This is a genomic window from Staphylococcus sp. HL28 (assembly GCF_021117155.1).
Lineage (GTDB): Bacteria > Bacillota > Bacilli > Staphylococcales > Staphylococcaceae > Staphylococcus > Staphylococcus warneri.
This window is the reverse complement of the sequence record NZ_CP088218.1, coordinates 310,610-336,649: the sequence shown is the minus strand read 5'-3', so window position 1 is coordinate 336,649 and position 26,040 is coordinate 310,610. Positions and strand designations below refer to the sequence as shown.

Below are 26,040 nucleotides of genomic sequence, written 5' to 3'. Positions count from 1 at the left end.
TTTAATCTCCATTTCTAAATCATTTATTAAGTTCTTTAAATTAGCTTTAAGTTTGAGTATTGATTCATTTAAAAAGGCTTATTCAGAAAAAAATGGTGGTACACTATTAATGTAAAAGGAATTAAATCATTCTCTAATTGGAAATGGGGTTTTCATTGTGAAGAAACGCTCTATAATTGCAACAACTGTTTTAGCAAGTACTGTTTTATTTTCAGCATGTTTCGTAAGTGAGGCCAAAGCTGAAGAAGTCACTGCAGATAATGCCATCAATGTTGCACAACAAGCTATGAAAAATAGCGGCGGTAATCCCGACTTACAAAATTTCAACGACGTCAAAGATAAGGGATCATATTTTATCATTAATATTAATAATAAGTCTGGTGCCGGCGTTGGTGCATATAAAGTTTATAAAAATGGAGAAGTTCAATATAAAAGTGGTAATTTCGGAGATTATAGTTCTTTAAATTCATCAGATAACTATACAGGCCAAGGTATTAGCGCCAAAACCTATGAAGAAAATCACGAAAGCCAACAAGAGAATGCATCAGTAGATAGTACTAAAGAGTTAAATGCGTATTATGTTGGTAAAGTGAAATCTAACGAACTACCAGAGTCAGGTAAGAATGACTCAATACCTACTAATGCATTAGCAGTGTTATCCCTAGTAGCAGGCACAGCTTTCATTAGCCAAAGACCATTAAGAAAAATTTCATAATTCATATATTTAAAAAAGAGGTTGAGATATAAAGTTTTTGTGCTATGGGAAACCGATTAGCGGCGTCCCAAAAGCAGGAATATCGGCAGAAGAGACCCAACATAGAGAAATTGGTATTCCAATTTCTGCAAACAATGCAAGTTGGGCATACGCTCACGATTCGCCAAAATTTGGAAAACAATTCAAATGAACAAACTCAACTATTGAGTTTGTAAGAACTACTAACCTATGAATAAGGAAGTAGTTCTTTATCATCGTTCGGTTCTGCTCAAATCCTAAACACTTTTGTCTCGACCTCTTTTTTATGTTTTCAAAACCGTTAATTATGACAAATTTTTGAACATTATTTCTAATTGCCGATTGTGTGAATAAAAAATAAATATAGTGGTAAACCTAATTTGTAGACGGAATGAAATTATTTTCAAATGTATAAACTATTCTAATAGGAGGTAATGGAATGAAATATATTATTGTTGGTACATCTCATGCTGGTTATGAGGTCATCCAAACATTACTTAAAGAAGATAAAGACGCTGATATCCATGTATATGAAAGTGGTGATAAACCTTCTTTCCTATCTTGTGGTATACAAAGTTACTTAGAAGATGTATCACCATCTCTAGATTCATTACACTATGCGAATGAACAATCATATAAAGATCAAGGCGTTAATATTCATGTTAATAGCACCGTTACTGATATAGATACTGAACAAAAAGTCATTACAGTTAATCAAAATGGTAACACTGAACAAGCAAGTTACGACAAACTCTTCTTAAGTCCAGGAGGCAAACCGGTCACACCTCCAGTTGAAGGTATCGATCAATACAATCATGTTTTATTCATGCGTGGCAGAGATTGGGCTGATCAAGTAAAATCACGCATGCCAAACGCCAAAAAAGCAGTTGTCGTTGGTGGTGGCTATATCGGTATCGAAGCAGCCGAAGCCTTTGCTAAAGCCGGTATTCAAACGAAAGTTATTGATGTCGCGGATCGTATTTTAAGTACGTATCTAGACCAAGAATTTACTGATATTCTTGAGGATAACGCTAAAGAACACGGCTTAGAATTTATAGGTGGCGAAACCGTTCAATCCTTAAATGGTGATGAACAAGGAAATGTAACTAAAGTCATCACAGATAAAAATGAGTACGAAGCAGATACAGTACTATTTGCCGTGGGTGTCCAACCTGCAACAGATTGGTTAGAAGGTAAAATAGACTTAGGTAAAAAAGGCGTCATTAATATTAATCATCAACAACAAACATCTGCAAAAGATGTCTATGCTGGTGGCGATGCAACACTTGTACCATTTGCACCAGTTGAAGAAGATCGATATATTGCTTTAGCAACCAATTCACGTCGACAAGGTGTAACAGCAGCTAAAAATATGTTAGGTCATGATATGACAATGCCTCGCGTTTCTGGTACATCTGGTTTACAATTGTTTGATTATAAATTTGGTCAAACAGGTGTTCATGGTACAGAACAAGATCATTATGATGGAAATTTAGGACAAAAATATGTCAAAGAACTTATTCGTCCAAAATTCATGCAAGATGAAATCCCTGTGCATATGAAAATTATCTATGATGAAGATAGTCATAAAATTTTAGGTGCACAACTAATGTCTAAAGATAATATCACTGAATCAATCAATACAATGTCCATTGCCATTTCAGCTGGTTATACTTTAGAACAACTCGCAGTGCAAGACTTCTTCTTCCAACCTGACTACGACAGACCTTGGAATTACTTAAACGTACTTGCTCAACAAGCATTAAATGACACATTTGGTAGCGATCAAATGCTATTTTAAATTACATTGAAAGAAACACCTCTAGTGCATTGTATGCATTAGAGGTGTTTTTTAATTAACTATTTATCTCTTTTCTCTTTTTGGTAATCTTTATCTTGATTCTTTCCTTTTTCAGGATTGAAGTTGGCACCTTTAGTATAGTCATTGCCAGCATTCCATAATAAGAATTCGTTAACGCCATTATCTTTTAAAGCCTGTACTTGATCTGATAATGCTTTTGCATCATATTCTTTATATTTACCTTCACCAAGATATGAAGCGGTAAAGTCTTGAATCCACGGACGGGAAATTGGTTTTTGTTTACCTAATGAATCTAAAATACTATTTTCTTTTTGGATATATCTATTAACTGTTTTATATGGTTCAGTATCAGGTGCTTCTAATCCAAAATCTCCTGGACTCCAATGTGATGGATAAATCATAGAAGAAATGGCATCTACGTTTTTAGAGATTTTAGGGAAGCTTTGACCAATACCTGGTGCATTTTTCACTAGTGCAGAATACCCAAAGACATCCGCTGATATTTTGACATTGTATGGTTTTAATTCTTTACGTGCATATTCTAAATAACTTGTAACTGCATCTACACGCTGATCGCCTTTACTTAATTTACTATTTTTATAATCACCTTTATCGTAATCTAATTGATCAGCTTCATTTTCAAATCCTTCTGGAAATCTAACATAGTCATACTGAATATCTTGGAAACCAGCTTTAGCTGCTTCTTTAGAAATACTTACGTTATATTTCCAAACATCTTTAACAAATGGATTTACAAAACTATCCCCTTTACCATTTTGCCAAACAGAACCATCTTTCTCTTTATATGACCATTCAGGATGTTCTTTAGCTAACTTAGTATCTTTAAATGTAACGATTCTTGCGATAGGATAAATGTCATTATCTTTTAACTTCTTCAATAATGGTTTTGCATCTGCAATATCCATAGAATTTTTATCGATTAATTTATTACCAGTATTAAATTTCATAGTGACGTTACCTTCGTCATCTTTGACATCGATAACCATTGCATTTAATTTGGCATCTTTCACGTATTTAATTAATTGGTCAATTTTATCCCCTTGTATTGAATTACTTGTAACGTAGATACCTTTCACACCATCTTTAGGATAAGCGACTTTATTTCTTTGGTTAGCCGTTTGTTCTGCTTTATTATCTTTCGATTTATCATTCTCATGACCCGAACTACAACCAGTAATTATTAATGCACTTGCTGCTAATGTAATCCAAATTTTTTTTTGCTTCATCCTTAATCCCCTTTTATGTATTGAGAAATGATTTTCACAAACAATTTATATCGTGGTGCAAAATATTAAAAATCATCAATCTTTTCTTATATTATATATTATCATATTTCATACATAGCATGTACATTACATATATTTATTTTTTATTTGATAATCCATAATTTCTCAGGGTATTTACGTTGTAACTTCTTTATTTTTTCGTTATTAATCTTTGGAAAATCCCAAATAAATTTTAAAAATGCTAGACTCATTGTTTTAGGATTCTTTCCAATTGTTCGATTACAAATGACATGTAGAAAATATCGTTTTAGCACTCTCCATATACACGTCATTCTTTTTTCTTGTAACCAGATCACAACTTCAGCATGACTCACTCTTAGTTCTAATGTGTCTATATAATTCCCATCAATGATCCAATAATGTTGTACTAAGATATCTTTGATTTCGTTAATCAATTCATCTTGTTCTATGGTCCGATTATCATCTTTCCAATTGATTTGATCCAAATGATAAAGAGGCAAGCTCATATATTTAGACAAATAATTACTTAATGCAGATTTACCACTTCCTGGACTACCTATAACTAGAACTTTGTTATACATTGTTATCCTCCTTCAAATCATCACATTATAAGGCGATTTTTTGACTTTATACTATTATAGTGTAATTTTCTTGGTAATTATAAGTTGAATCGCTTGAGAATAACAATATTTTTTATCATACTGTAGATGAAAGTTAAGTTAAGGAGTGGAAAGTATGAATAAAGAACAATTAGAAAAAATGAAGAATGGTAAAGGATTTATCGCTGCATTAGACCAAAGTGGCGGTAGTACCCCTAAAGCACTTAAAGAATATGGTGTTAACGAAGATGAATATAGCAATGACGATGAAATGTTCAAACTTGTACATGACATGCGTACTCGCGTGGTAACTTCACCATCATTCTCAGCTGATAAAATCCTAGGTGCAATTCTTTTCGAACAAACAATGGATCGTGAAGTTGAAGGTAAATATACTGGAGACTATTTAGCTGATAAAGGCGTTGTTCCTTTCTTAAAAGTGGATAAAGGTTTAGCTGAAGAACAAAACGGTGTTCAATTAATGAAACCAATCGATGATTTAGACGAAACATTAGATCGTGCTAATGAACGTCACATTTTTGGTACTAAAATGCGTTCTAACATTTTAGAATTAAACGAACAAGGTATCAAAGATGTTGTTGAACAACAATTTGAATTCGCTAAAAAAATTATTGCTAAAGGTTTAGTACCAATTATCGAACCTGAAGTAAATATCAATGCTAAAGATAAAGCTGAAATTGAAAATGTCTTAAAAGATGAACTTAAAAAAGGTTTAGATAGCTTAGACAGTGATCAATTAGTAATGCTTAAATTAACTATCCCAACTCAACCTAACTTATATAAAGAATTAGCTCAACATCCAAATGTTGTACGTGTTGTAGTACTTTCTGGTGGTTACAGCAGAGATGAAGCTAACAAATTATTAAAAGATAACGATGAACTTATCGCAAGCTTCTCACGTGCATTAGCTAGTGACTTAAGAGCTAGCCAATCACAAGAAGAATTCGATAAAGCATTAGGTGACGCTGTAGATTCAATCTACGATGCATCAGTTAATAAAAACTAATTTTCATATTTAAAAAAGGTCGTGCAGGAAAACTGCACGACCTTTCTTTATATTATCCTTTATGTTTCATCAAAAGTTTGGTTGAAAAAATCACAAAATTTTTGTGTACTATTTTGACTAAACATTAATTCTCCTGGACCTGCACCGATAATTCCTATTCTTTCTTTTTTATTGAATAGACCTTCTCCAGTACAACTATATCTCTATTTAGATAATTGTTCTAATTTCTCTTTTGTCTCTTTTATAATCTTATCTAACTGTTCTTTTTTATCATTGTCTTGCATAGATTCTTTTGATGCTTTCATAAATAAATGGAATAAATCGTGTAACTTTTCGCGTGATTGTTTCATTTCTTCAAAGTCTACATTTTCAAATTGCGCCATGCGTTCTGAAAAATCACTATTTTCTTTGTTTTCATCAACAAATTGTTGACCTTCTTCTGTAATTGAATACACTTTTTTATTGCCATCTTTAGTGATTGTGACAAAGTCTCTATCTTCTAACATTTGTAAAATAGGATACACTGAACCTGGACTTGGAGAATAAAAACCTTTAAATTTTTCTTCTAAATCTTTAATAATTTGGTAACCATGTCTTGGTTCCTCTTTTAACATTTCTAAAATTACAAATTGTAAATTTCCTTTTTTGAAGAATCTATCTCTACCATTCATTTGTCTAAAGTCTCCAAACTGACCTGGCCCTCTACCTTGGCCTCTGTTCATATCAAATCCTTCAAAATGTCTCATACCTCTATTTATACGATTATTATTTCTATTAAACATGTTAATCACCTTTCTTTTTTTCGATATATCGATATATTAAACGATATATCGAAACTTGTCAACGATATATCGTTAATTATTTTAAAATAAAAAAATGGCACTATGATTTTTCCTTTCATAGCACCATTTTTATTGATTAATCTTCTTCTATGGGACTAGTTATCTCGATATTTTCTGGCTTACCAAACATAGGTGTCCATTGTTCTATCGAATAATCCGCTACTAATCCTTCTTTCCAAAACGGATCAGCTTTGAGTAATGACATTAATTGGTCTTCATTATTTGCTTTGAGTACTAAATATGCCTCCAATTTACTTTTATCTTCATTTTCAACTGGACCTGATACTAATCAATCACCAGATTCAACGAGTTGATATAAATACATAGCATGATCACGTATGTGCTGTTGCCAACCTTTCATGTCTGTATGAACAAATTTCACTAAATAATAAGACAAAGTATACTCCTTTTTAATATTACGTTATTGATATTCTTATAACCGTTCTCCATTAGATTCAATCACATTTCTATACCATTCAAAAGAATCTTTTTTCGTGCGTTCGAGTGTACCTTGTCCTTTATTATCTCTATCAACATGGATTAAACCGTAACGTTTTTTCATTTCTCCAGTAGTGAAAGATACAATATCTATAATACCCCAAGGTGTATAACCCATTAAGTCAACACCATCCTGGTCGACTGCATCAATTGCGGCTTCAATATGTTCTTTTAAATATTGAATACGATAGTCATCATGTATATTTCCCTTTTCATCTATTTCATCAACTGCACCAAAGCCATTTTCGACTATAAACAATGGAATTTGATAGCGATTATATAATACATTTAATGTGAATCTTAAACCTACCGGATCAATTGCCCAACCCCAATCACTAGTTTGAATATAAGGATTTTCAACTGAATTAGGTAAACCACCGTTCACTACGTTATCTTCTACACTACTATTACTATCATGTTTAACTACTGTAGACATATAATAGCTAAATCCAATGTAATCGACTGTACCTTCTTGTAAAATTTGGTCGTCTCCTTCAAGCCACCCTATGTTAATATTTTCTCTTTCAAACATTTTCGTAGCATAACCTGGGTAATATCCTCTAACTTGCACATCTGGGAAGAAGAAGCGCATTCTACCTGCAATTTCCGCTTCCATCATATCTTTAGGATTACAACTATATGGATAAATAGGTACATGTGAAATCATTGCGCCTATTTCAAATTCAGGATTAATGTCTTTACCAATTTTGACAGCTTTGGCACTTGCGATAAGTTCATTATGTGCGACTTGATATAATACCTCTTCTTTATTATCTTCTTCGGATAATAACACGCCAGAGTTTGTCCATAAAAAGATAGGATTATTCAAATCCATCTGGTTATTAATTTCATTGAATGTCATCCAATATTTTACTTTATCTTTATAACGTTTAAATACTGTTTCAGCAAAATGTGCAAAGAAATCTGCTACTTGTCTATTTTTAAATCCACCATACTCTCTAGCGAGATGTAATGGCATTTCAAAATGTGATAACGTAATGACCGGTTGAATATCATATTTTAATAGTTCATCAAATAAGTCATCATAAAATTTTAGTCCTTCTTCGTTAGGGTCTTCTTCATCTCCATTAGGGAAAATACGTGTCCAAGCAATAGAAGTACGTAGACATTTTAATCCCATTTCACTAAATAATTTCACATCTTCTTTATAACGATGATAGAAGTCAATACCTTCGTGATTAGGATAATATTTATCTGCTTCTACTTCTTGAGTGATTTCACGTGCTTTTCCATGTTCACCTGCTGTCATCACATCAATCACACTTAGTCCTTTTCCACCTTGATCATAGCCACCTTCAAATTGGTTAGCTGCTAATGCGCCACCCCATAAAAAATCATTAGGTAATTTAGACATTATATATCTCTCCTTTATTTTTTAATAATTGTCATTATATTATCTTTATCTGTAACTTCATTTTTATCTTCGATTATTATTTCTTCAAACTCATCACTATTAGTTATAATAATCGGTGTAATAGTGTTATATCCTTGTTTTTCAATATAGCTTTGATTAAATCTAAGTAATGTTTTACCAATTTCTACATTGTCATTTTCTTTTGTTAATACTTCGAATCCATTGCCCTTTAAATTCACTGTATCTAAACCAACATGGATTAATATTTCTATACCATTATTAGAAGTAATACCTATAGCATGTTTACTCGCGGCAATCATACTTACTTTACCGACAACAGGAGATTTAATTTCATTCTCAATCGGTTGAATTGCTATCCCTTTCCCCATCATTCCTTCAGAGAAAATTGGATCTTTGACATCTTTCAAAGGTACTATTGAACCAGTTGTCGGTGATAAAATATATTCCTCTAATGAATCATTATTAATTTCAGTGCTATTGTTATTTATATCTGCATCTTGAACTTTATCTGTTGTGTCTTCTCCATAACCAAATATTTGTATTAAAATAATAGGTAAAACAATTGCGATAATTGAACCAATCACTATTCCCCAAATTGATGTTGGATTATCGCCACTATATCCATTAACAATTGTTATTGGCCCAGGTAATCCTGCATAAGCATAGTATTTAGGATTGAAGAAACTCGCAACTAAAGCACCAATCCCACCACTAATACATGCAATAATAAATGGCTTTTTAAATCTTAAGTTAATTCCATACATAGCGGGTTCTGTTATTCCAAATATACCTGTTATACCAGCAGATAAGGAAACTTTTTTAATTTCTGCATTTTTTGATTTGAAAAACACTCCCAATACAGCACCAAATTGAGCAATAACTGCAATTGTTTGAAATGCTTGAAATGCATCACTTTTATATTCTTCAAAGTTTGCAAGAACCATCGGTGTAACACCCCAATGCACACCAAAAATAACAAATACTTGCCAAAATGTACCAATTAATATTCCAGCTAACCATGGAGCAACATCTACTAACGTGTTAAAACCACTTGCAATACCATGTGCTGCACCAGAAGCTAATGGCCCAATTATGATAAGTGTTAGTGGTACCATAATGACAATGCTGAAAAATGGTACAAATAATTGTCGAACCACTTCAGGTATATATTTGTTCAAATACTTTTCAACATATGATAAAGCCCAAACTAATAATAGTGGTGGCAAAACAGATGAAACATAACTTGTTTCTGATAAGGGTAAACCTAAGAAATGAAAACTTTCACCTTTACCTATTCTCTCTATTATTCCCGCTAAATCTGGACTAACCAAAGCCGCACAACAGGCAACTGCAATATAAGTATTAACATTAAAATGTTTTGACGCAGTTAAAGCTATAAAAATAGGTAAAAAAGTAAATGGTGCCCAGGAAATAAAGTTAAAAACTTCGAAAGTCCCCGTTTCTTTAAAGCTAGGTATTATCAAATTGATGATGATTAATAACCCCTGCAATATTCCTGCCGCTGCAAGAACATAGATAAAAGGGGCAAATACAGCAGACATCGTAGCAATAACTCTATTCACTATAGATTCTTTTTGGCCTTGGCTATCATAATTAGAGTTATCATTTTGATCAATTAATTTTTCAAATTCTTGGAATACAGAACCTACTGCGTTACCAATGACAACTTGGAATTGACCATTATTTTCAACCACAGTTACAACGCCATCTAAATTCGATACTTGTTTCTTAGCATTAGGTATCGATCTTTTTAATACAATTCTTAGCCTTGTAGCACAATGTGATGCTTTAACAACATTTTCATTCCCACCGATAATATCTAGAATATCCTTAGCCAATTCTTTATTTTTGACGCTCAATGTCATTACCTCCTAATGGCAAAGATTATGTAAGCCTTTTCATCATCATTATAATTGTACCGGTACAATTTGTAAATGAATTCTCTGATATTATATCGGTACAATTTCGTTTTGTTATAATATATATATAATTCTAGATTGGAGAATAATAAATTATGTTGAAATATGAACATATTGCTAATGATATTGAAAGGTTTATTGATAACGGTCATTATCAAGCTGGTGATAAATTACCCAGCGTAGAAGAATTAAAAATAAAATATAATGTAAGCAAAAGTACTATTATTAAAGCACTTGCTATTTTAGAAAAAGAAGGAACTATTTTCCAAGCTCGTGGAAGTGGTATATATGTTAGAAATAAAAGAATTGATGGTTACGTCAATTTATTAAAAACAAAAGGATTTTCTGATAATCTACAAGATCATAATATAAGTAGTTTAGTCATTGAATTTGATGAATTTATTCCAGAGGAATCAGTAAGAAAACATCTGAGATTAAATAAAAATGAAAAAGTAATTTATATTAAAAGATTACGCTTTTTAGACAATCGAATATTATGTATAGAAACATCGTACTTTAATAAAAACATTGTTCCTACACTTGATAAACAAATAGCTACTCAATCCATTTTCAGTCATATTCAAAAACAATTAAACATCAATATAGGATTTTCTGACATATATTTTTATGTGGATTTTCTTAACAAAAATGAGTCACAACAATTAGAATTAAATGAAGGCGATCCTTGTATGAGACATGAACTCATATTCCACACTAATAAAGGTATACCTTTTGACTATTCTAATATTGTGTATCACTTTAAAAATGCAAAATTTTTCGTGCCTATTCAAAGTTAACAAGACACTATTTTATAACAAAACAAAAAACTCAACCAAGGCTCATTTACGCTTTGGTTGAGTTAATTTTAATTATTTTTCTCCATAGAAACCTAATTTAAGGTCTTTTGAAGTTTGTTTACGGATTTTTCTCATTAATTGTTCATCTTCAATTAATGATTCTCCATATGATGGAATCATTTTCTTAATTAATGGTTTCCATTCATCAGCATATTCAGCGAAGTTTTTCTCAAGAACTTCTAATGCTACAGATACTGAAGTTGAAGCCCCTGGTGATTCACCTAATAATGCAATCACTGAGTGGTCTTGTGAATTCACTACTTCAGTACCGAACTGAATATAACCTTTACCATGTTCTTCTGTATCTTTAATAACTTGTACACGTTTACCTGCTGTATAAACTTGCCAATCTTCATCACGTGCTTCTGGATAGAATGTACGTAAATGATTCATACAACCTTCTTTAGTCATAATCACTTGGTCGAATGAATATTTGATTAATGGTAAGTTTTTAACTGCAGATGCTAGTAAAGTTGTAATATTGTATGGTTTTACAGATTTGAATAAATCTAAGTTTGAACCATTTTTAAGGAATTTAGGACCTACGTTCGCAAATGGTCCGAATAATAATGTTCTTTCACCATCAATATAACGTGTATCTAAATGAGGTACAGTCATTGGTGGTGTACCAGGTGGTTCTTTACCATACACTTTGGCATCGTGTTGTTTGATCACTTCTGGGTTTGTACATGCAATGAATTGTCCACTGATTGGGAATCCACCTAAATGTTTACTTTCAGGGATACCTGTTTTTTGTAATAGTGGAATTGCGCCACCACCAGCACCAATAAATACATAGTCCGTTTCTTGTTCAAACACATCACCTGTGTTACGGTTTTTAATTTTGACTAACCATTTACCATTTGATAAACGTGTAAAATCAACCACTTCATGATTGTATTTTACTTCTACATTATCAGTTTCTTGAAGGTGTTGTGCCATCTTACGTGTTAATTCACCGTAGTTTACATCTGTACCTTCATCAATTTTACTTGCTGCCATGTAGCCACCATCATTTTGGCGACCTTTCATCATTAATGGAATCCACTTTCTCATTACTTCGATATCTTCAGTGTATTCGATATTATCGAACATTGGGAAAGCTTTCATTTTTTCATAACGATCTTTTAAGAATTTAACGTTATTTTTACCTCTTACAAAACTAATATGAGGTAATGGATTAATAAATGCGCGTGGGTCTTCAATATTTCCTGATTTAACTAAATGACCCCAAAATTGTTTAGAAATCTCAAACTGTTCGTTGATTTCTTTCGCTTTTTCGATATCAATTGAACCATCAGGTTGTTGAACAGTATAGTTCAATTCACAAAGCGCAGCATGACCTGTACCTGCATTGTTACGTTCGTTAGAACTTTCAATACCAGGACGGTCTAAGCGTTCATACAAATGAATATTCCAGTCTGGCGCAATTTCTTTTAACATTGATCCGAAAGTTGTACTAAGTACACCGGCACCAATTAAAATTACGTCTTTTTTGTCAGACTTTGCCATGTTGTTCACCTCTCCAAAATAAATACTTACACCAGTCCACTAAAATTGCATTTTATTGACTAAATCAGGATTTAATACAATTTTTCTAACATTTCATCTCGTAAACTAGTCTTCTATTCTTATGTTAAATCAACCATTGATAAAAGTAAATTATTATTCTTTATAATAATAGAAATTGATTTAGAAGGTGATTATATTTTATCCATAAATACATGAAATTATATATATGTCACATTAAGTCACTACGGAATAATATTTATTTTAACTAAATTTTAATTATTTTGTTGTAAAAACTTTTCAATATAAAATGCTGATTCTTCTATTGATTTATATTCTGTGTTAATCACGGTCGCATTTAATTTATTGAATATTTCCTCAGCATAGGATAATTCTTTCTTAATTCTATCTAAACTATTGTAGGTTGATGTTTTGGAAATACCTAATGCTTCAGCACGATTTTTTCTAATATTAGCGATATAATTAGGACTTGCTGTTAAACCGAATACCTTTAACCCTTTATGTTGGAAGACACTTTCAGGAATCGTCACTTCTGGCACTAATGGGATATTCGCTATTTTATAACCTTTATTGGCTAAATACATACTCAATGGTGTTTTAGACGTTCGAGATACGCCAACAATTAAAGCATCCGCTTCTCCAATATCCGTGAAGTGTTTACCGTCATCATATTTAACCGAATATTCTATAGCTTCAATACGTTTGAAATATTCAGTGTTCATTTTTCGTAATGCACCACTTTCCATCAGTGGTGTAGATTGCGTATGTTGTTCAATCATCGTGATTAATTCCGACATATAATCTATATATGATATTTGATGTTCCTGTGCATATTGATGACCAAGTGCATTGAAAGATTCACTAACCAGTGTTGTAACCACTATCGCGTTTTTTTCATGCGCTAATTCTAATACATTAAGAAATTCATTTTCATCCTTAATATATGGGAACTTCTTAATTTCTATTTGTGTTAAATCTGGAAATTGGGTCAGTGTCGCATGTATCATCCGTTGTGCCGTTTCTCCAATAGAGTCAGAAACGATGTAAATCGTTAATTGTTGTGCTTGTTGTTCTTTCACATTATCTCTCACTTTCTTCAGCTTGACTCTGAGCTGTAGCTAGGATTGCTCCAGGTACTCGGAATGGTGAACATGAAACATAATCAATGTCCAATTGGTTAAATCTACGTATTGATTTAGCATCTCCACCTAATTCTCCACAAACACCTATTTTAATAAACGAATTAACGTGTTTAGCATTTGTGACCGCTATCTCTATCAGTTGACCTACGCCATCATGATCTAACGTTTGGAAAGGATCAAGCTGTAATATATTACTTTCAGTATACACATTTATAAATTTGCCTGCATCATCTCTTGAGAATCCATATGTTAATTGCGTTAAATCATTCGTTCCAAAACTAAAGAAGTCACAATGTTGTGCCAATTGATCCGCAATCAAACATGCTCTTGGTGTTTCAATCATAGTGCCAATCAAATAATGTACTTTATTTTTCATATCATTCTCTAAATCCTGAATCGTTGATACTAATTGTGATTTTAATGTTGTAAACTCTTCAACTGTAGATACAAGTGGAATCATGATTTCTGGTTGAGATGTAATACCTTCTTTTTTAAGGTTAAACACGCTAGTCATGATTGCCTCAACTTGCATTTCATAAAGTTCAGGGTAAGTAATAGCTAGACGACATCCTCTATGTCCTAACATTGGGTTAACCTCATTCAAATCATTGATTCTTCGTTTTAGATGTGCTGTAGAAACGTTTAATTGGTCTGCCACCATAGCAATATCTTCTTCCGTTGATGGTAAGAACTCATGTAACGGTGGATCTAATAATCGAACAATTGTTGGTCGCCCAGCTGATAATTTAAATATGGCCTCAAAGTCTTCAATTTGATATGTCTTGATTTTATTTAATGCTTCTACACGTTCATCATAATTAGAAGCTAATATAAATCGACGCATTTCCACAAGGCGTTCCGCACCGAAAAACATATGCTCTGTTCGCACTAAGCCAATGCCTTTAGCATTAAACTGATAACCTGCTTGTATATCTTGTGGTGTTTCTGCGTTCATTCGTACCTGTAATCGTGCAATCTCCTCTGACCATTGCATAAATTGTTCGAACTCATCGCTATGTTCAGCGCTAACTGTTTCAATTTCTCCAAGATATAAATCTCCAGCACTACCATCGACTGAAATGATATCCCCTTCATGTAACATATCACCATTAGGGTAATGTACTGTTTTGTTTACTGTATCAATTTCGACATCGGAACAACCAGTCACACAGCATTTCCCCATTCCTCTAGCGACAACTGCAGCATGTGATGTCATTCCACCGTGTGTAGTGACAATAGCTTCACTCGCCACCATACCTTCGATATCTTCTGGAGATGTTTCAGGTCTCATTAAAATAACATTGTCACCATTCTCTGCTTGAACTTTAGCTTCTTCAGCTGAAAACACAACTTTTCCTGTCGCTGCACCTGGACTTGCTGGTAGCCCCATTTTCGAAATAACGGTCGCTTGTTTTAATGCTTCCTCTTTAAAATTAGGATGTAATAATGTCTCGATTGATTTTACATCAACTTGTGTCACAGCTTCTTCTTTAGTAATGAGCCCTTCATTAACCAAATCAACAGCCACTTTAATAGCTGCTCGAGCCGTACGCTTACCATTACGTGTTTGTAATAAATACAGTTTTCCATTTTCAATCGTAAATTCAATGTCTTGTAAATCTTTATAATGCGTTTCTAATTGTTTTGTTACATTGACAAATTGTTGATGCACGTCTGGCATTTGTTCCTTCAATGTATCGATATCTTTTGGTGTACGAATACCTGCTACAACATCTTCACCTTGAGCATTTAACAAGTATTCTCCAAATAATTGATTCTCTCCTGTCACAGGGTTTCTAGTAAATGCCACTCCTGTACCACTTCGTTCACCACTATTACCAAATACCATTTCCTGAATGTTTACAGCAGTACCAATATCATGTGGAATATCATTTAAATCTCTATAGACACGCGCACGATCATTATCCCAAGACTTAAATACAGCTTCAATTGATTCTTCTAATTGTTGAAGCGGATCTTGAGGGAATGGTTTATGCCCATGTTCTAAATAAATCCTTTTATATTGTTCACAAATTTCTTTTAATCCTTCAGCAGTAATATCAGCATCAGAATCATATTGATGTTCTTTTTTATATTGTTCAAAATATGTATCAAAATGAGTCATTGGTACGCCATAAACAACGTCGCCAAACATTTGTAATAGGCGTCGATAGCAATCATACGCAAATCGAGCATCATCTGTTTTTGTGGCAAGTTTTTCTACATTCTCATCATTTAAACCTAAATTTAATATGGTATCCATCATACCTGGCATAGATATTTTCGCACCACTTCGTACTGACACAAGTAATAAATGATCCTGAGATGAAAAAGATTTGCCTGTTCTATTTGAAAAGGCAGTTAAGTGGTCATGTAATTGTGATTTTACATCGTCTGATAAACGTTCACCTTGCTTTAAGTAATCTATACAAGCTTCTGTCGTAATCGTAAAACCGTCTGGAACAGGCAAACCCAATCGTTTCATTTCCGATAAATTGGCACCCTTTCCGCCTAGTAAGTCTTTCATAGATTTTTGTCCTTCATCAAATGCATAAATCAATTTTGTCATGAGTAAGCACCTCTTTTATTATGTCATACTAATTAATTTTGAGTATGTCATAATAAAAAGAAAAATACAAGCATGATATGAAAACGATTACGCATATTTTTTATTATTGTCACAATTTATCTAATATTTGGACTAAAAATCTATAGTTATTTTAGCCATCTAATCACAAACAATGTGTCATACTAATAAAAATAACCTGAGCATGGATCCAATGCTCAGGTTATTCTCACTTTATATTTTATTCATGTTCTTGGTTATATTTTTCTACTTCTGCATCTCTTAATTCCACACGTCTAATTTTACCTGAATTTGTTTTTGGTAAATCTTCTACAAATTCAATTGCACGTGGATATTTATATGGTGCAACTTCATTTTTGGTAAAGGTTTGAAGTTCTTTAATTAGCTCGTCATCACCTGTGTATCCATTTTGAAGAATTATAAATGCTTTAACAATATTACCTCTTAATTCATGTGGACTTGCAACCACTGCACATTCTTTAACCGCAGGATGATTTGTCAATGCATCTTCTACTTCAAATGGCCCAATCGTATAGCCTGAACTAATAATGATGTCATCTTTACGACCTTCAAACCAGAAATAACCATCTTCGTCTTGGTGAGCTAAATCACCTGTGACATAATAATCACCTAATCTTGCAGCTGCAGTTCGTTCAGGTTCTTTGAAATATCCTTTAAATAATGCAGGTAAGTCTAACGGCACAGCAATATTACCTTTGACGTTAGGTTCCACTTCATTTCCATCGTCATCAATAATAGTTGTATAACTACCTGGAATAGATTTACCCATCGCACCTGGACGAGATGCTGTATCTTTTAAGAAACCAATTAGTAATGTACTTTCTGTTTGACCATAGCCATCTCTCACTGTGATATTAAAATACTTCTTAAATTGTTCAACGACTTCTCTATTTAATGGCTCGCCCGCTGACACTGCACTATGCAGATGTTCTAAATGATAATCATCTAGATTTTGTAATTTTGCCATCATACGGTATTCTGTCGGCGTACAACATAATACATTGATTTGATATTCTTGTAATAATTCTAAATATGTTTCTGGTTTAAAACGGCCGTTATATACAAACGCTGTTGCTCCCGAACCTAAACTTGATAAAAATGGACTCCATACCCATTTTTGCCAACCTGGCGCTGCTGTCGCCCAAACAAGGTCATCTTCTTTAATACATAGCCAGTGTTTAGGTGCCATTTGTAAATGGGCATAACCCCAACCATGTGTATGGGTAACAGCTTTTGGATTACCAGTAGTGCCAGACGTGTATGATAAAATCGCAACATCTTCTCGAGAAGTATCAGCCGCTTCTAGTTCATCACTTGCATTGGACTTCTCTTCTTCAATTGAAATCCAATCTGGATGTGTATCACCAACAATAAATTTAGTAAGGTTTTGATATTCTTTTAACCCTTCAAATTCCTTAATAAATTTCCCAAATGAAATAACTGCATCGATTTCACCGTGGCTTACTCGATATTGTAAGTCTTTGGTACGTAACATTTCAGAACTTGGAATGATGGCAATCCCTAATTTTAATGCTGCAATATATAATTCATATGTAGCTATAGCTCTTGGCATCATAATTAATACTTTATCACCGTATTTCAAGCCATGCTTCTTGAAAACATTACCTACTTTATTCGCATTTTTTATCAAGTCTTGATAAGTCACTTCAATATGATCATGTTCTGAATCTCTGTAAATAATTGCTTTTTTAGTTGCATCTGAAGCATATTGTTCTATCGCTGATGTAATATTATATTTTTCAGGTGCAAGTAAATCGGTTTTTTGCATATTTTTACTCCCTTTCCATGTCATTCATTTCAATTTTATCAAATGTATTATTACATTGATATATTTTACTCCTTATTGACAGACGACCAAACTAATATGACTTTCTTTTTCATCAAAAAAACGATACAGAAATAGTTTCTGCATCGTTCCTTTATATATTAGAATATATCTTCGTAATTTAGAAATTGCTTGGCCATATCTTCAAGTTCTATTCTAATATTATATGACAAATCACGATTTACGATTAGGTTATCAACACCACGTTTTGTTCCACGTTTACGATGTGTTTGCGCGTATGCTGATGACTTTTGCCAATCATAAAAGGCTTGTCTCGATTGCCATAAAGTCACTATAATATAATGTTTATGTTTAGTTTGAGGTCTAAGAAAACGTAACGCTTTAAATCCTGGTACATCTTGCAAATGCTTCTGACGTCCTAAAAATTTATCTTCAAATTGAGTTTCTTTATCTTCATTGACATATAAATGATTGAGCACACAAAATGTATCATTTGATAGCTCATTAATCGATTCTAAGATGTCATAATATTGAGCATCATTATTTTTTTCGATCATAAATGTATCGTCTGATTCATTCATTTTATATGTTTTATAGTAATCATTTAATAACATGTTATTCCTTCATCCTAATTCATTTTTACATTTCTTTATACAGTTTGCTCGTATAATGAGAGTGATCTTTTAACTATTTCTAATATTTCATCGTCTAAATTAGTCACTTGCTTAAAATATAATAATATATTATCAGCTAGTTTTTCTTCTTTTGGAAATTGTATATCCTTATCTACCCATGCCGCAAGTTCGCCTAGAGGTGTCTTGTCCCCTGTAAAACTTTGTATAAATTCATAAAACGTCACGCTATCACCTCATCTTACTTATTGCTACTATACTATCACGAAACGCGCAATAAAACATCACTATTAATCAAATAGCATTAAACTTTTTTCGTTTTCAAAATTATATCAACTCACATGTAAGTCCTTTTACATCATTGATATTATTTTGAGCGACGTGATAATTTTGGCAAAGCTACACAAACAACTAAAAATGAACTTAATGCCATCAAAGCATTAAACCAGAAACTTATCATTGCACCAGTAGCAATAGAAGATGTACTTGCCGTTACACTATAAATGGTACCGGCTAAAGTAATACCAAATGCACCACCTAAAGATGAGGCCATTTTATAGATACCTGCTGCCACACCAACTTCTGATTCGGAACAATTTGAAATGGCAGTATCTGTGGATGGCGTTGCAAACAAACCTAATCCTAATCCAAATAACAAATAACCTAATACACAGGCTACAATGTAACTTGTAACTGAGAGCATAGTCATCGACATGAATAACACGCCTAACATGGTTGAAAAAGTACCAAGTAACATTGGTTGTCTGGGCCCTATTTTTCTTAAAAGTATTTCTCCAACTCTTATCATTGAAAGCACAGCAACTAAATATGTGATTGATAACATACCTGCTTTAAAAGCGGAAAATCCTAAACCTTGTTGTACAAATGTATTCGCAACAATGAGTGTACCTGCCACTGTATTTAGTAAAAAGTTAGCTAATGTTGCAACCGAATATAGTCTATTATTAAAAAGATTAAAATCTATTAATGGATACGAGGATTTTCTTTCAAAGTAATAAAACATGATAGCCATCATAATGCAAAAACATATCAAACATATGATAAGTATAGAAAGCCATCCCATCTTTGACCCTTGTGTAATGACAATATTGATACTGAGCATAATTAAAACTAGCAACCCTACACCTATAACATCAAAGCGTTTCTTCTCTTTGCCTTGATATGCAGTTGTTTCTGGTGTGCCTTTAATAAGCAACAACGCAATAAGCGACACGATAATAGAAAATATAAATATATATTTCCATCCTAAAAATGTAGTCATTACACCACCAAATATAGATGCTAAACCTGAGCCACCCCAAGAGCCTATGGACCAAAAACTCAATGCACGTTGTCTATCTTTACCGTGATAGTATGTTTTAACTATTGCTAAAGTTGCTGGCATAATGGCTGCTGCTGACAAACCTTGAATCGCTCTTCCTATTAATAATAACGGAACAAAAGACGTCGCTATCACAAGTAATGACCCTACGATATTCAGCCATAAACCAATATTCGTTAATTTGACGCGCCCATATGTATCAGCAAGACCGCCAGCACCTACAACAAACATTCCACAAAAGAGTGCTGTTAGACTGACGGCTATACTGATTGTCTCTAAACGACTATGAAATGCTTGCGTCAATGTTGGAATCACGTTAACTAATGACGTCGCAAATAGCCAAAATGTTAACACCGATAAAACAATACCAATTAATAATCTATTATTACCTTTAAATTCTTGTTGTTGATTCATAGTTGTATTAATCTCCTTTAGTTCAAGTAATCTAGCACAACAGTACCTACTGCTTCAGCTGCAACTAACATAGAAGATTCACTAATATTAAATTTAGGGTGATGATGTGGATAAATCTCACCATCTTCAGGTGCAGCACCTGAGTAAATAAATGTACTTGGTAATTCTACTGCATAAAATGCAAAGTCTTCAGATGGTGGTTGTGGTTCACATTCTTCGACACCTTTAATATCATTGTCTCCAGCATTTTTAATTGTGTCAGCAACGTAAGAAGTAAATTCTGGGTTGTTGTATAACGCAGGATAGTCTTTATTAAATTCAAAATCACATGTCACACCAAATGTACTTTCTAATCCTTCAACGAGACGTGTTAATTCTTTTTCAATTGTATCTCTAGTATCATCTGTTAACGCGCGCACGTCACCTTCAATTTCAATACTATCTTTAATAACATTAAATTGGCCTTTACCGTCAAATGAACCAATGGTTACAACACCTGTTTCAAACGGACTTAAACGTCTAGAGACCACAGTTTGTGCTGTTGTCACAAAGTTAGCCCCCGCAACGATTGCATCGTTTGCCATGTGAGGTGATGATCCATGACCACCTTTACCATGTACAGTAAGTTTGAAATACGCACGTCCTGTTTGAACAAATCCTTCTTTATAAAAGACTTTTCCGGCTTCCATTGTACTCATTACGTGTGCGCCTAGTACGTGATCAACACCGTCTAAGACACCGTCTTTAATCATACCTTGCGCACCGCCAGGAGGCATTTCTTCAGCTGGTTGATGAATAACAATAACTTTACCTTTAAATTGGTCTTTCATTTCGATAAGCGTTTCAGCCAAAATTAACATATAAGCAGTATGTGCGTCGTGGCCACACGCATGCATAACGCCTTCGTTCTCAGAGGCGAATGGTAACCCAGTTTCTTCTTTAATTGGTAACGCATCAAAATCGGCACGAATCGCTAGTGTTTTACCAGGTTTACCACTATCAATCGTTACTTTTACACCATTTTGTCCTACATTCGTTTCTACTTTACAATCTTTATCTTTGTAAAAGTCTGCGATGTATTTAGGTGTTTCTACTTCTTTAAATGACAATTCTGGATGTTGATGAAGATATCTTCTTATCTCAATCATTCTATCTTCTTTTTCACGTAGACGTTCAACTAAAGTATTACTCATAAAATCCTCTCCTTTTATCTATATTATAATACGTTATTCCCTTTTATTGTTGTGTCACACTTTACATTGTTAAAGACATGATTATTAAAATATAAAAAATCACTTCGATATGAATATGTCATACCGAAGTGATTGATTGAAAATATTTAATGTTTATAAAATGGGTCGTTTTCTTTAGCGCCTGCCATTTCGTCATGAACACCATGTTTATAATAATCTACATATTGAGGTTCTAACGGTTTTCTACCACGAATAATATCAGCAGCTTTTTCTGCTAACATTAGAACTGGTGCATGAATATTTCCGTTTGTTGTTCTAGGCATTGCTGAGGCATCAACAACACGTAAATTTTCCATACCATGTACTTTCATTGTAAGTGGATCTACAACTGCCATTGGATCTGATGCAGGTCCCATTTTCGCACTGCATGATGGATGTAACGCTGTTTCACCGTCTTTACGTACCCAATCTAAAATTTCTTCATCTGTTTGAACAGATGGTCCTGGTGAAATTTCGCCAGCATTAAATGGATCCATAGCTTTTTGAGATAAAATGTTTCTTGCAACTCGAATAGCTTCTACCCATTCACGCTCATCTTCTTTGGTTGATAAATAGTTAAAGACGATACTTGGTTTTTCAAAAGGATCTTTAGATTTAATTTTCAAGCTACCGCGTGAATTAGAATACATTGGTCCTACGTGAACTTGGTAACCATGTGCGACAGGTGCTTTTTGACCATCGTAACGTACTGCAATTGGTAAGAAGTGGAACATTAAGTTAGGATAATCTACTTCATTATTTGAACGAACGAAACCGCCACCCTCGAAGTGGTTAGAAGCTGCAGCACCTTTACGTGCAAAAATCCATTGCAAACCGATAAATGGCATGCGTTTAACATCTAAACTTGGTTGTAATGACACAGGTTCTTTACATTCGTGTTGAATATAGACTTCTAAGTGGTCTTCAAAGTTTTCACCAACACCTGGTAAATGAACACGAGGTTCAATACCTTTAGATTTTAAGAATTCTGAATCACCAATACCTGACAGTTGTAATAATTGTGGTGTATTGAAAGCACCACCTGATAAAATAACTTCTTTGGCATTAATTGTTCTTTCTTTACCATTTTTCTTGTAAGTGACACCCGTTGCTCTTCTACCATCAAAATTTATTTTAGTTACAAATGCTCTTGTTTCTACATCTAAATTTTTACGTTTCATAGCTGGTCGTAGATAAGCTCTTGAAGCTGACATACGGCGTCCACGGTGTACTTGACTATCGAATGGGCCGAAACCTTCTTGACGGAAACCATTCACGTCAGGCGTTTTATGATATCCTGCTTCAACACCTGCATCAAAGAATGATTTGAACAATGGATTGGTTGCTGGACCACGTTTTAGTTTGATTGGGCCATCATGTCCTCTATATTTATCATATGGCGCTGAACCGTAAGTTGTTTCTAATTTTTTAAAGTATGGTAAACAATGTGCAAAGTCCCAAGTTTCCATACCTTCAGGTTCTGCCCAACCTTCATAGTCCATTGGGTTACCTCTTTGATAAATCATACCGTTAATTGAACTTGAACCACCTAATACTTTACCTCTTGCATGGTCTACTTTACGTCCCATATGTGGTTCTTCTTCTGTTTGATAAATCCAATCATATAATGGATTACCAGATGGGAACATTAGCGCAGCCGGCATTTGAATAAATAAATCCCAGAAATAGTCACTACGTCCTGCCTCTAATACTAATACATTTTTATCTTTATCTTCACTCAGTCTTGCACCTAATACTGATCCTGCACTACCGCCACCAATAATGATGTAATCATATGAATCATGTTTTCTACTCATCACGTATAACCTCCGAAATCAATTTTTATTTGTATTCATCTCTTTCATTGTTATCTTGAATCGTACTGAAATATGTAAGAGGTCGAGTAACTCATGTCACTTGCGTCACTCTAACCTCTGTTTCATTGCTATGTTTTATTTACTGAAAAAGTTAACTGGTTCTGGATTAGTATTTGTTAAAATATGTTTTGATGTTAAATACTCTTCTAATCCTTCTTTACCAAGTTCTCTACCGATACCTGATTGTTTATATCCACCCCATGGTGCTTGTGCGAAATATGGATGGAAATCATTAATCCAAACAGTACCTAGTTTTAATTTGTTAGCAACACGTTGTGCTTTTCCGATATCTTTACTAAATACCGCACCTGCTAATCCATAAATAGAATCGTTAGCTAAGCGAATGGCTTCTGCTTCATCTGAAAATCCTTCTACTGTGACAACTGGTCCAAATACCTCTTCTTGTACAATACGCATGGATGTATCACAATTCGTAATAACAGTTGGTTCGAAGAATAATCCGGCTTGTAAATCTTCTCTTTCAGGACGTTTACCGCCAATAGCTATTGTAGCGCCTTCTTCTTTGGCAACTTCCATATATTTCTCAATTTTATCTCTATGTTCTTGTGAAATGACTGGGCCCATTTCTGTAGCTTCATCAAATCCATTACCTAGTTTAATTTTGCTAACACGGTCGATAAGTGCCTTTTCAAAGTCTTCTTTAATATCGTTATGCACTAATATTCTTGAACCTGCTGAGCATACTTGTCCAGCGTGGAAGTATCCACCATTCAATGCTTGGTCAACTGCTAATTCAAAATCTGCGTCATCAAAGATAATGTTTGGATTCTTACCGCCAAGCTCTAAAGCCACATTAGTCACATGATCTGCTGCTTGTTTCATGATGTGTTTACCAGTCTTAATACCACCTGTAAATGAAACAAGATCCACTTCTTCGTGACCTGACATAACATCACCAATTTCTGAACCGGCACCTAAAACTAAGTTAATTGTACCTTTAGGGAAACCTACTTCTTCCATCAATTCGAATACTCGAATAGTTGTTAGAGGCGTAATTTCACTAGGCTTCATAACCAATGAACATCCAGTTGCTAATGCTGGTGCGATTTTCCAAGACGCTTGTAATAAAGGATAGTTCCAAGGTGTAATTTGTGTCACCACGCCGACTGGTTCTTTAACGACTTTACTTTCTGAATTAGGAATTGGTGTATTAATTATTTCGCCACCGTCTTTATCAGCTAATCCTGCAAAATACATAAATACATTGTGAATGTCATCCATATCTGCATAAGATTCTTCTAATGTTTTACCAGTATCTAATGTTTCTAATTTCGCTAATTCTTCTCGATGTTCTTTGATTTTATCTGCAATGGCTCTTACTTTTTGACCTCTGACTTCACTTGTTTCTGAGGACAACTCACCATCTTCAAATGATCGTCTAGCCGCTAAAATAGCGCGTTCTACATCTTCTTTTGTACCTTCAGCTACAGTGAAAATAACTTCTTGATTATAAGGATTGATTATATCTCTCGTATTTTTATTTGAGCTATCTACCCATTCACCATCAATGAATTGGCGATTTGACAAGCGCTTTACAAGTTCCATCAAAATACCTCCGTTAAGTTTGTTAAATTTTTATTTAACGAATTTTACAGAAATATGTTAGCATATAAAATGAAAACATGTCAAAAGGTCTGGAAAATAAAGAATCACTCTTTATTTATTAAGCTAGTGATTCTTACGCACTAGCTTTAGCTAGGGTGTTCCTTTTGAGCTGAATCGAACGGCTCTAGCACAACGAGATAAAGCAAAATATTTCACTTAATATTTTTCTAAAACCTTGCTTTTCATCTTTTTGAATAAAATTATATAATTGATTAGCATATAAAAGATGAAATCATGTTAACTTTATGTTGAGACGTGGTAAAATGAAATAATTCTTTTTGGAGGTACAGTCATGACACGTTCAGAAAACTACACATCTCAAGTCGAAGAAGCCAAAGACTTGGTAATTAATTCCATTGGCGAAACAATGGATTTGTATGGCATTAATCGTAGTGTTGGTAACTTATACGGCATCATGGTGTTTGAGGGAAGCATGACACTAGATGAAATGAGACAGCAACTGCAAATGAGTAAACCGAGCATGAGCGCCGGTGTAAAGAAACTACAAGAATATGACATCGTTAAACAACAATTTACAAGAGGTAGCAGAAAACAACATTTCGTTGCTGAAAAAGACTTCTTTACTTTCTTCCGCAATTTTTTCACTAAGAAATGGGAACGAGAAATCGATACAAATATGGAAGCAGTCAAAGATGCTGAAGCTATTATTAACCCTATCTTAAACAACAATGATTTAACTGATGAAGAACGACAAGATATTGATAAAGTGAAAGCACAACTCGATCATTCAAAGGTGTACTACGAATGGTTAGCACAACTTAGCGAAGCTTTAGAAACAGGAGAAATCTTTAAATACTTCCCTATTCCAGAACACGAAGATAAGTAAA

The 26,040-nt window shown here is 33.7% G+C and carries 20 protein-coding genes and 1 pseudogene; 5 read left to right on the top strand and 16 right to left on the bottom strand.

Annotated features, from left to right (window positions below; translation table 11 throughout):
* The first annotated feature begins 157 nt into the window (after positions 1 to 157).
* Entirely contained in the window at positions 158 to 715 is a 558-nt protein-coding gene (locus LPC11_RS01490; protein WP_023374187.1) for a hypothetical protein, read from the top strand.
* Between the two features lie 457 nt (positions 716 to 1,172).
* Positions 1,173 to 2,534 carry an FAD-dependent oxidoreductase gene (locus LPC11_RS01485; RefSeq protein ID WP_023374188.1) on the top strand — a complete coding sequence of 454 codons (1,362 nt, stop codon included), beginning with the start codon at positions 1,173 to 1,175 and terminating at the stop codon, positions 2,532 to 2,534.
* A gap of 59 nt (positions 2,535 to 2,593) precedes the next feature.
* Here LPC11_RS01485 and LPC11_RS01480 read toward each other — a convergent pair whose 3' ends face one another.
* Positions 2,594 to 3,802: a putative glycoside hydrolase gene (locus LPC11_RS01480; protein WP_231307316.1), complete on the bottom strand. Its 1,209-nt coding sequence runs from the start codon at positions 3,800 to 3,802 to the stop codon at positions 2,594 to 2,596.
* A 143-nt stretch (positions 3,803 to 3,945) separates the two neighbouring features.
* On the bottom strand, positions 3,946 to 4,404 hold the full coding sequence (locus tag LPC11_RS01475; RefSeq protein ID WP_023374190.1) for a P-loop NTPase family protein: 459 nt from the start codon (positions 4,402 to 4,404) through the stop codon (positions 3,946 to 3,948).
* 154 nt (positions 4,405 to 4,558) lie between these two features.
* Between LPC11_RS01475 and LPC11_RS01470 the strand changes: the two genes are divergently transcribed.
* Positions 4,559 to 5,449, top strand: coding sequence for a fructose bisphosphate aldolase (locus LPC11_RS01470; protein ID WP_002451238.1), 891 nt, complete (start codon positions 4,559 to 4,561; stop codon positions 5,447 to 5,449).
* A gap of 203 nt (positions 5,450 to 5,652) precedes the next feature.
* On the opposite strand, the gene LPC11_RS01465 is transcribed toward LPC11_RS01470, so the two are convergent.
* The 4 genes and pseudogenes from LPC11_RS01465 to LPC11_RS01450 form a co-directional block, all read right to left on the bottom strand.
* Entirely contained in the window at positions 5,653 to 6,231 is a 579-nt protein-coding gene (locus LPC11_RS01465; RefSeq protein ID WP_002465926.1) for a PadR family transcriptional regulator, read from the bottom strand.
* Positions 6,232 to 6,367: 136 nt separating this feature from the next.
* A pseudogene (locus tag LPC11_RS01460) lies at positions 6,368 to 6,559 on the bottom strand (YciI family protein); the annotation flags it as partial.
* 165 nt (positions 6,560 to 6,724) lie between these two features.
* The gene (locus LPC11_RS01455; RefSeq protein ID WP_023374191.1) at positions 6,725 to 8,164 is read right to left on the bottom strand and encodes a 6-phospho-beta-glucosidase; all 1,440 of its coding nucleotides are present in this window, start codon (positions 8,162 to 8,164) and stop codon (positions 6,725 to 6,727) included.
* Positions 8,165 to 8,178: 14 nt separating this feature from the next.
* Entirely contained in the window at positions 8,179 to 10,065 is a 1,887-nt protein-coding gene (locus tag LPC11_RS01450) for a beta-glucoside-specific PTS transporter subunit IIABC (RefSeq protein WP_443028894.1), read from the bottom strand.
* A gap of 155 nt (positions 10,066 to 10,220) precedes the next feature.
* On the opposite strand from LPC11_RS01450, the gene LPC11_RS01445 reads away from it, so the two are divergent.
* Complete coding sequence (locus tag LPC11_RS01445) at positions 10,221 to 10,922, top strand: GntR family transcriptional regulator (RefSeq protein ID WP_023374193.1); 702 nt, start codon at positions 10,221 to 10,223, stop codon at positions 10,920 to 10,922.
* 72 nt (positions 10,923 to 10,994) lie between these two features.
* On the opposite strand, the gene lqo is transcribed toward LPC11_RS01445, so the two are convergent.
* The 10 genes from lqo to betB all read right to left on the bottom strand — a co-directional run bounded on the left by lqo (position 10,995) and on the right by betB (position 25,132).
* A complete protein-coding gene (gene lqo / locus LPC11_RS01440) occupies positions 10,995 to 12,494 on the bottom strand; it encodes an L-lactate dehydrogenase (quinone) (protein WP_023374194.1) in 1,500 nt (499 codons plus the stop codon).
* A 272-nt stretch (positions 12,495 to 12,766) separates the two neighbouring features.
* Positions 12,767 to 13,591: a pyruvate, water dikinase regulatory protein gene (locus tag LPC11_RS01435; RefSeq protein ID WP_041613754.1), complete on the bottom strand. Its 825-nt coding sequence runs from the start codon at positions 13,589 to 13,591 to the stop codon at positions 12,767 to 12,769.
* A 1-nt stretch (position 13,592) separates the two neighbouring features.
* Positions 13,593 to 16,223 (bottom strand): pyruvate, phosphate dikinase, encoded by a 2,631-nt coding sequence (gene ppdK, locus LPC11_RS01430; protein WP_231307314.1) that lies wholly within the window; start codon positions 16,221 to 16,223, stop codon positions 13,593 to 13,595.
* Positions 16,224 to 16,461: 238 nt separating this feature from the next.
* Positions 16,462 to 18,051 carry an acyl-CoA synthetase MbcS gene (gene mbcS, locus LPC11_RS01425; RefSeq protein WP_023374197.1) on the bottom strand — a complete coding sequence of 530 codons (1,590 nt, stop codon included), beginning with the start codon at positions 18,049 to 18,051 and terminating at the stop codon, positions 16,462 to 16,464.
* A 158-nt stretch (positions 18,052 to 18,209) separates the two neighbouring features.
* On the bottom strand, positions 18,210 to 18,683 hold the full coding sequence (locus LPC11_RS01420) for an antibiotic biosynthesis monooxygenase family protein (RefSeq protein WP_023374198.1): 474 nt from the start codon (positions 18,681 to 18,683) through the stop codon (positions 18,210 to 18,212).
* Positions 18,684 to 18,718: 35 nt separating this feature from the next.
* The gene (locus LPC11_RS01415; RefSeq protein WP_023374199.1) at positions 18,719 to 18,928 is read right to left on the bottom strand and encodes a sterile alpha motif-like domain-containing protein; all 210 of its coding nucleotides are present in this window, start codon (positions 18,926 to 18,928) and stop codon (positions 18,719 to 18,721) included.
* A 140-nt stretch (positions 18,929 to 19,068) separates the two neighbouring features.
* Positions 19,069 to 20,457: an MFS transporter gene (locus tag LPC11_RS01410; protein WP_023374200.1), complete on the bottom strand. Its 1,389-nt coding sequence runs from the start codon at positions 20,455 to 20,457 to the stop codon at positions 19,069 to 19,071.
* Between the two features lie 17 nt (positions 20,458 to 20,474).
* Positions 20,475 to 21,650 carry a M20 family metallopeptidase gene (locus tag LPC11_RS01405; protein ID WP_023374201.1) on the bottom strand — a complete coding sequence of 392 codons (1,176 nt, stop codon included), beginning with the start codon at positions 21,648 to 21,650 and terminating at the stop codon, positions 20,475 to 20,477.
* A 146-nt stretch (positions 21,651 to 21,796) separates the two neighbouring features.
* Positions 21,797 to 23,506 carry a choline dehydrogenase gene (gene betA, locus LPC11_RS01400; protein ID WP_023374202.1) on the bottom strand — a complete coding sequence of 570 codons (1,710 nt, stop codon included), beginning with the start codon at positions 23,504 to 23,506 and terminating at the stop codon, positions 21,797 to 21,799.
* Between the two features lie 135 nt (positions 23,507 to 23,641).
* Positions 23,642 to 25,132: a betaine-aldehyde dehydrogenase gene (gene betB / locus LPC11_RS01395; RefSeq protein WP_104681516.1), complete on the bottom strand. Its 1,491-nt coding sequence runs from the start codon at positions 25,130 to 25,132 to the stop codon at positions 23,642 to 23,644.
* 352 nt (positions 25,133 to 25,484) lie between these two features.
* Here betB and cudC point away from each other — a divergent pair, with 352 nt between their 5' ends.
* Positions 25,485 to 26,039, top strand: coding sequence for a choline uptake/conversion transcriptional regulator CudC (cudC, locus tag LPC11_RS01390; RefSeq protein ID WP_023374204.1), 555 nt, complete (start codon positions 25,485 to 25,487; stop codon positions 26,037 to 26,039).
* Position 26,040: the final 1 nt, after the last annotated feature.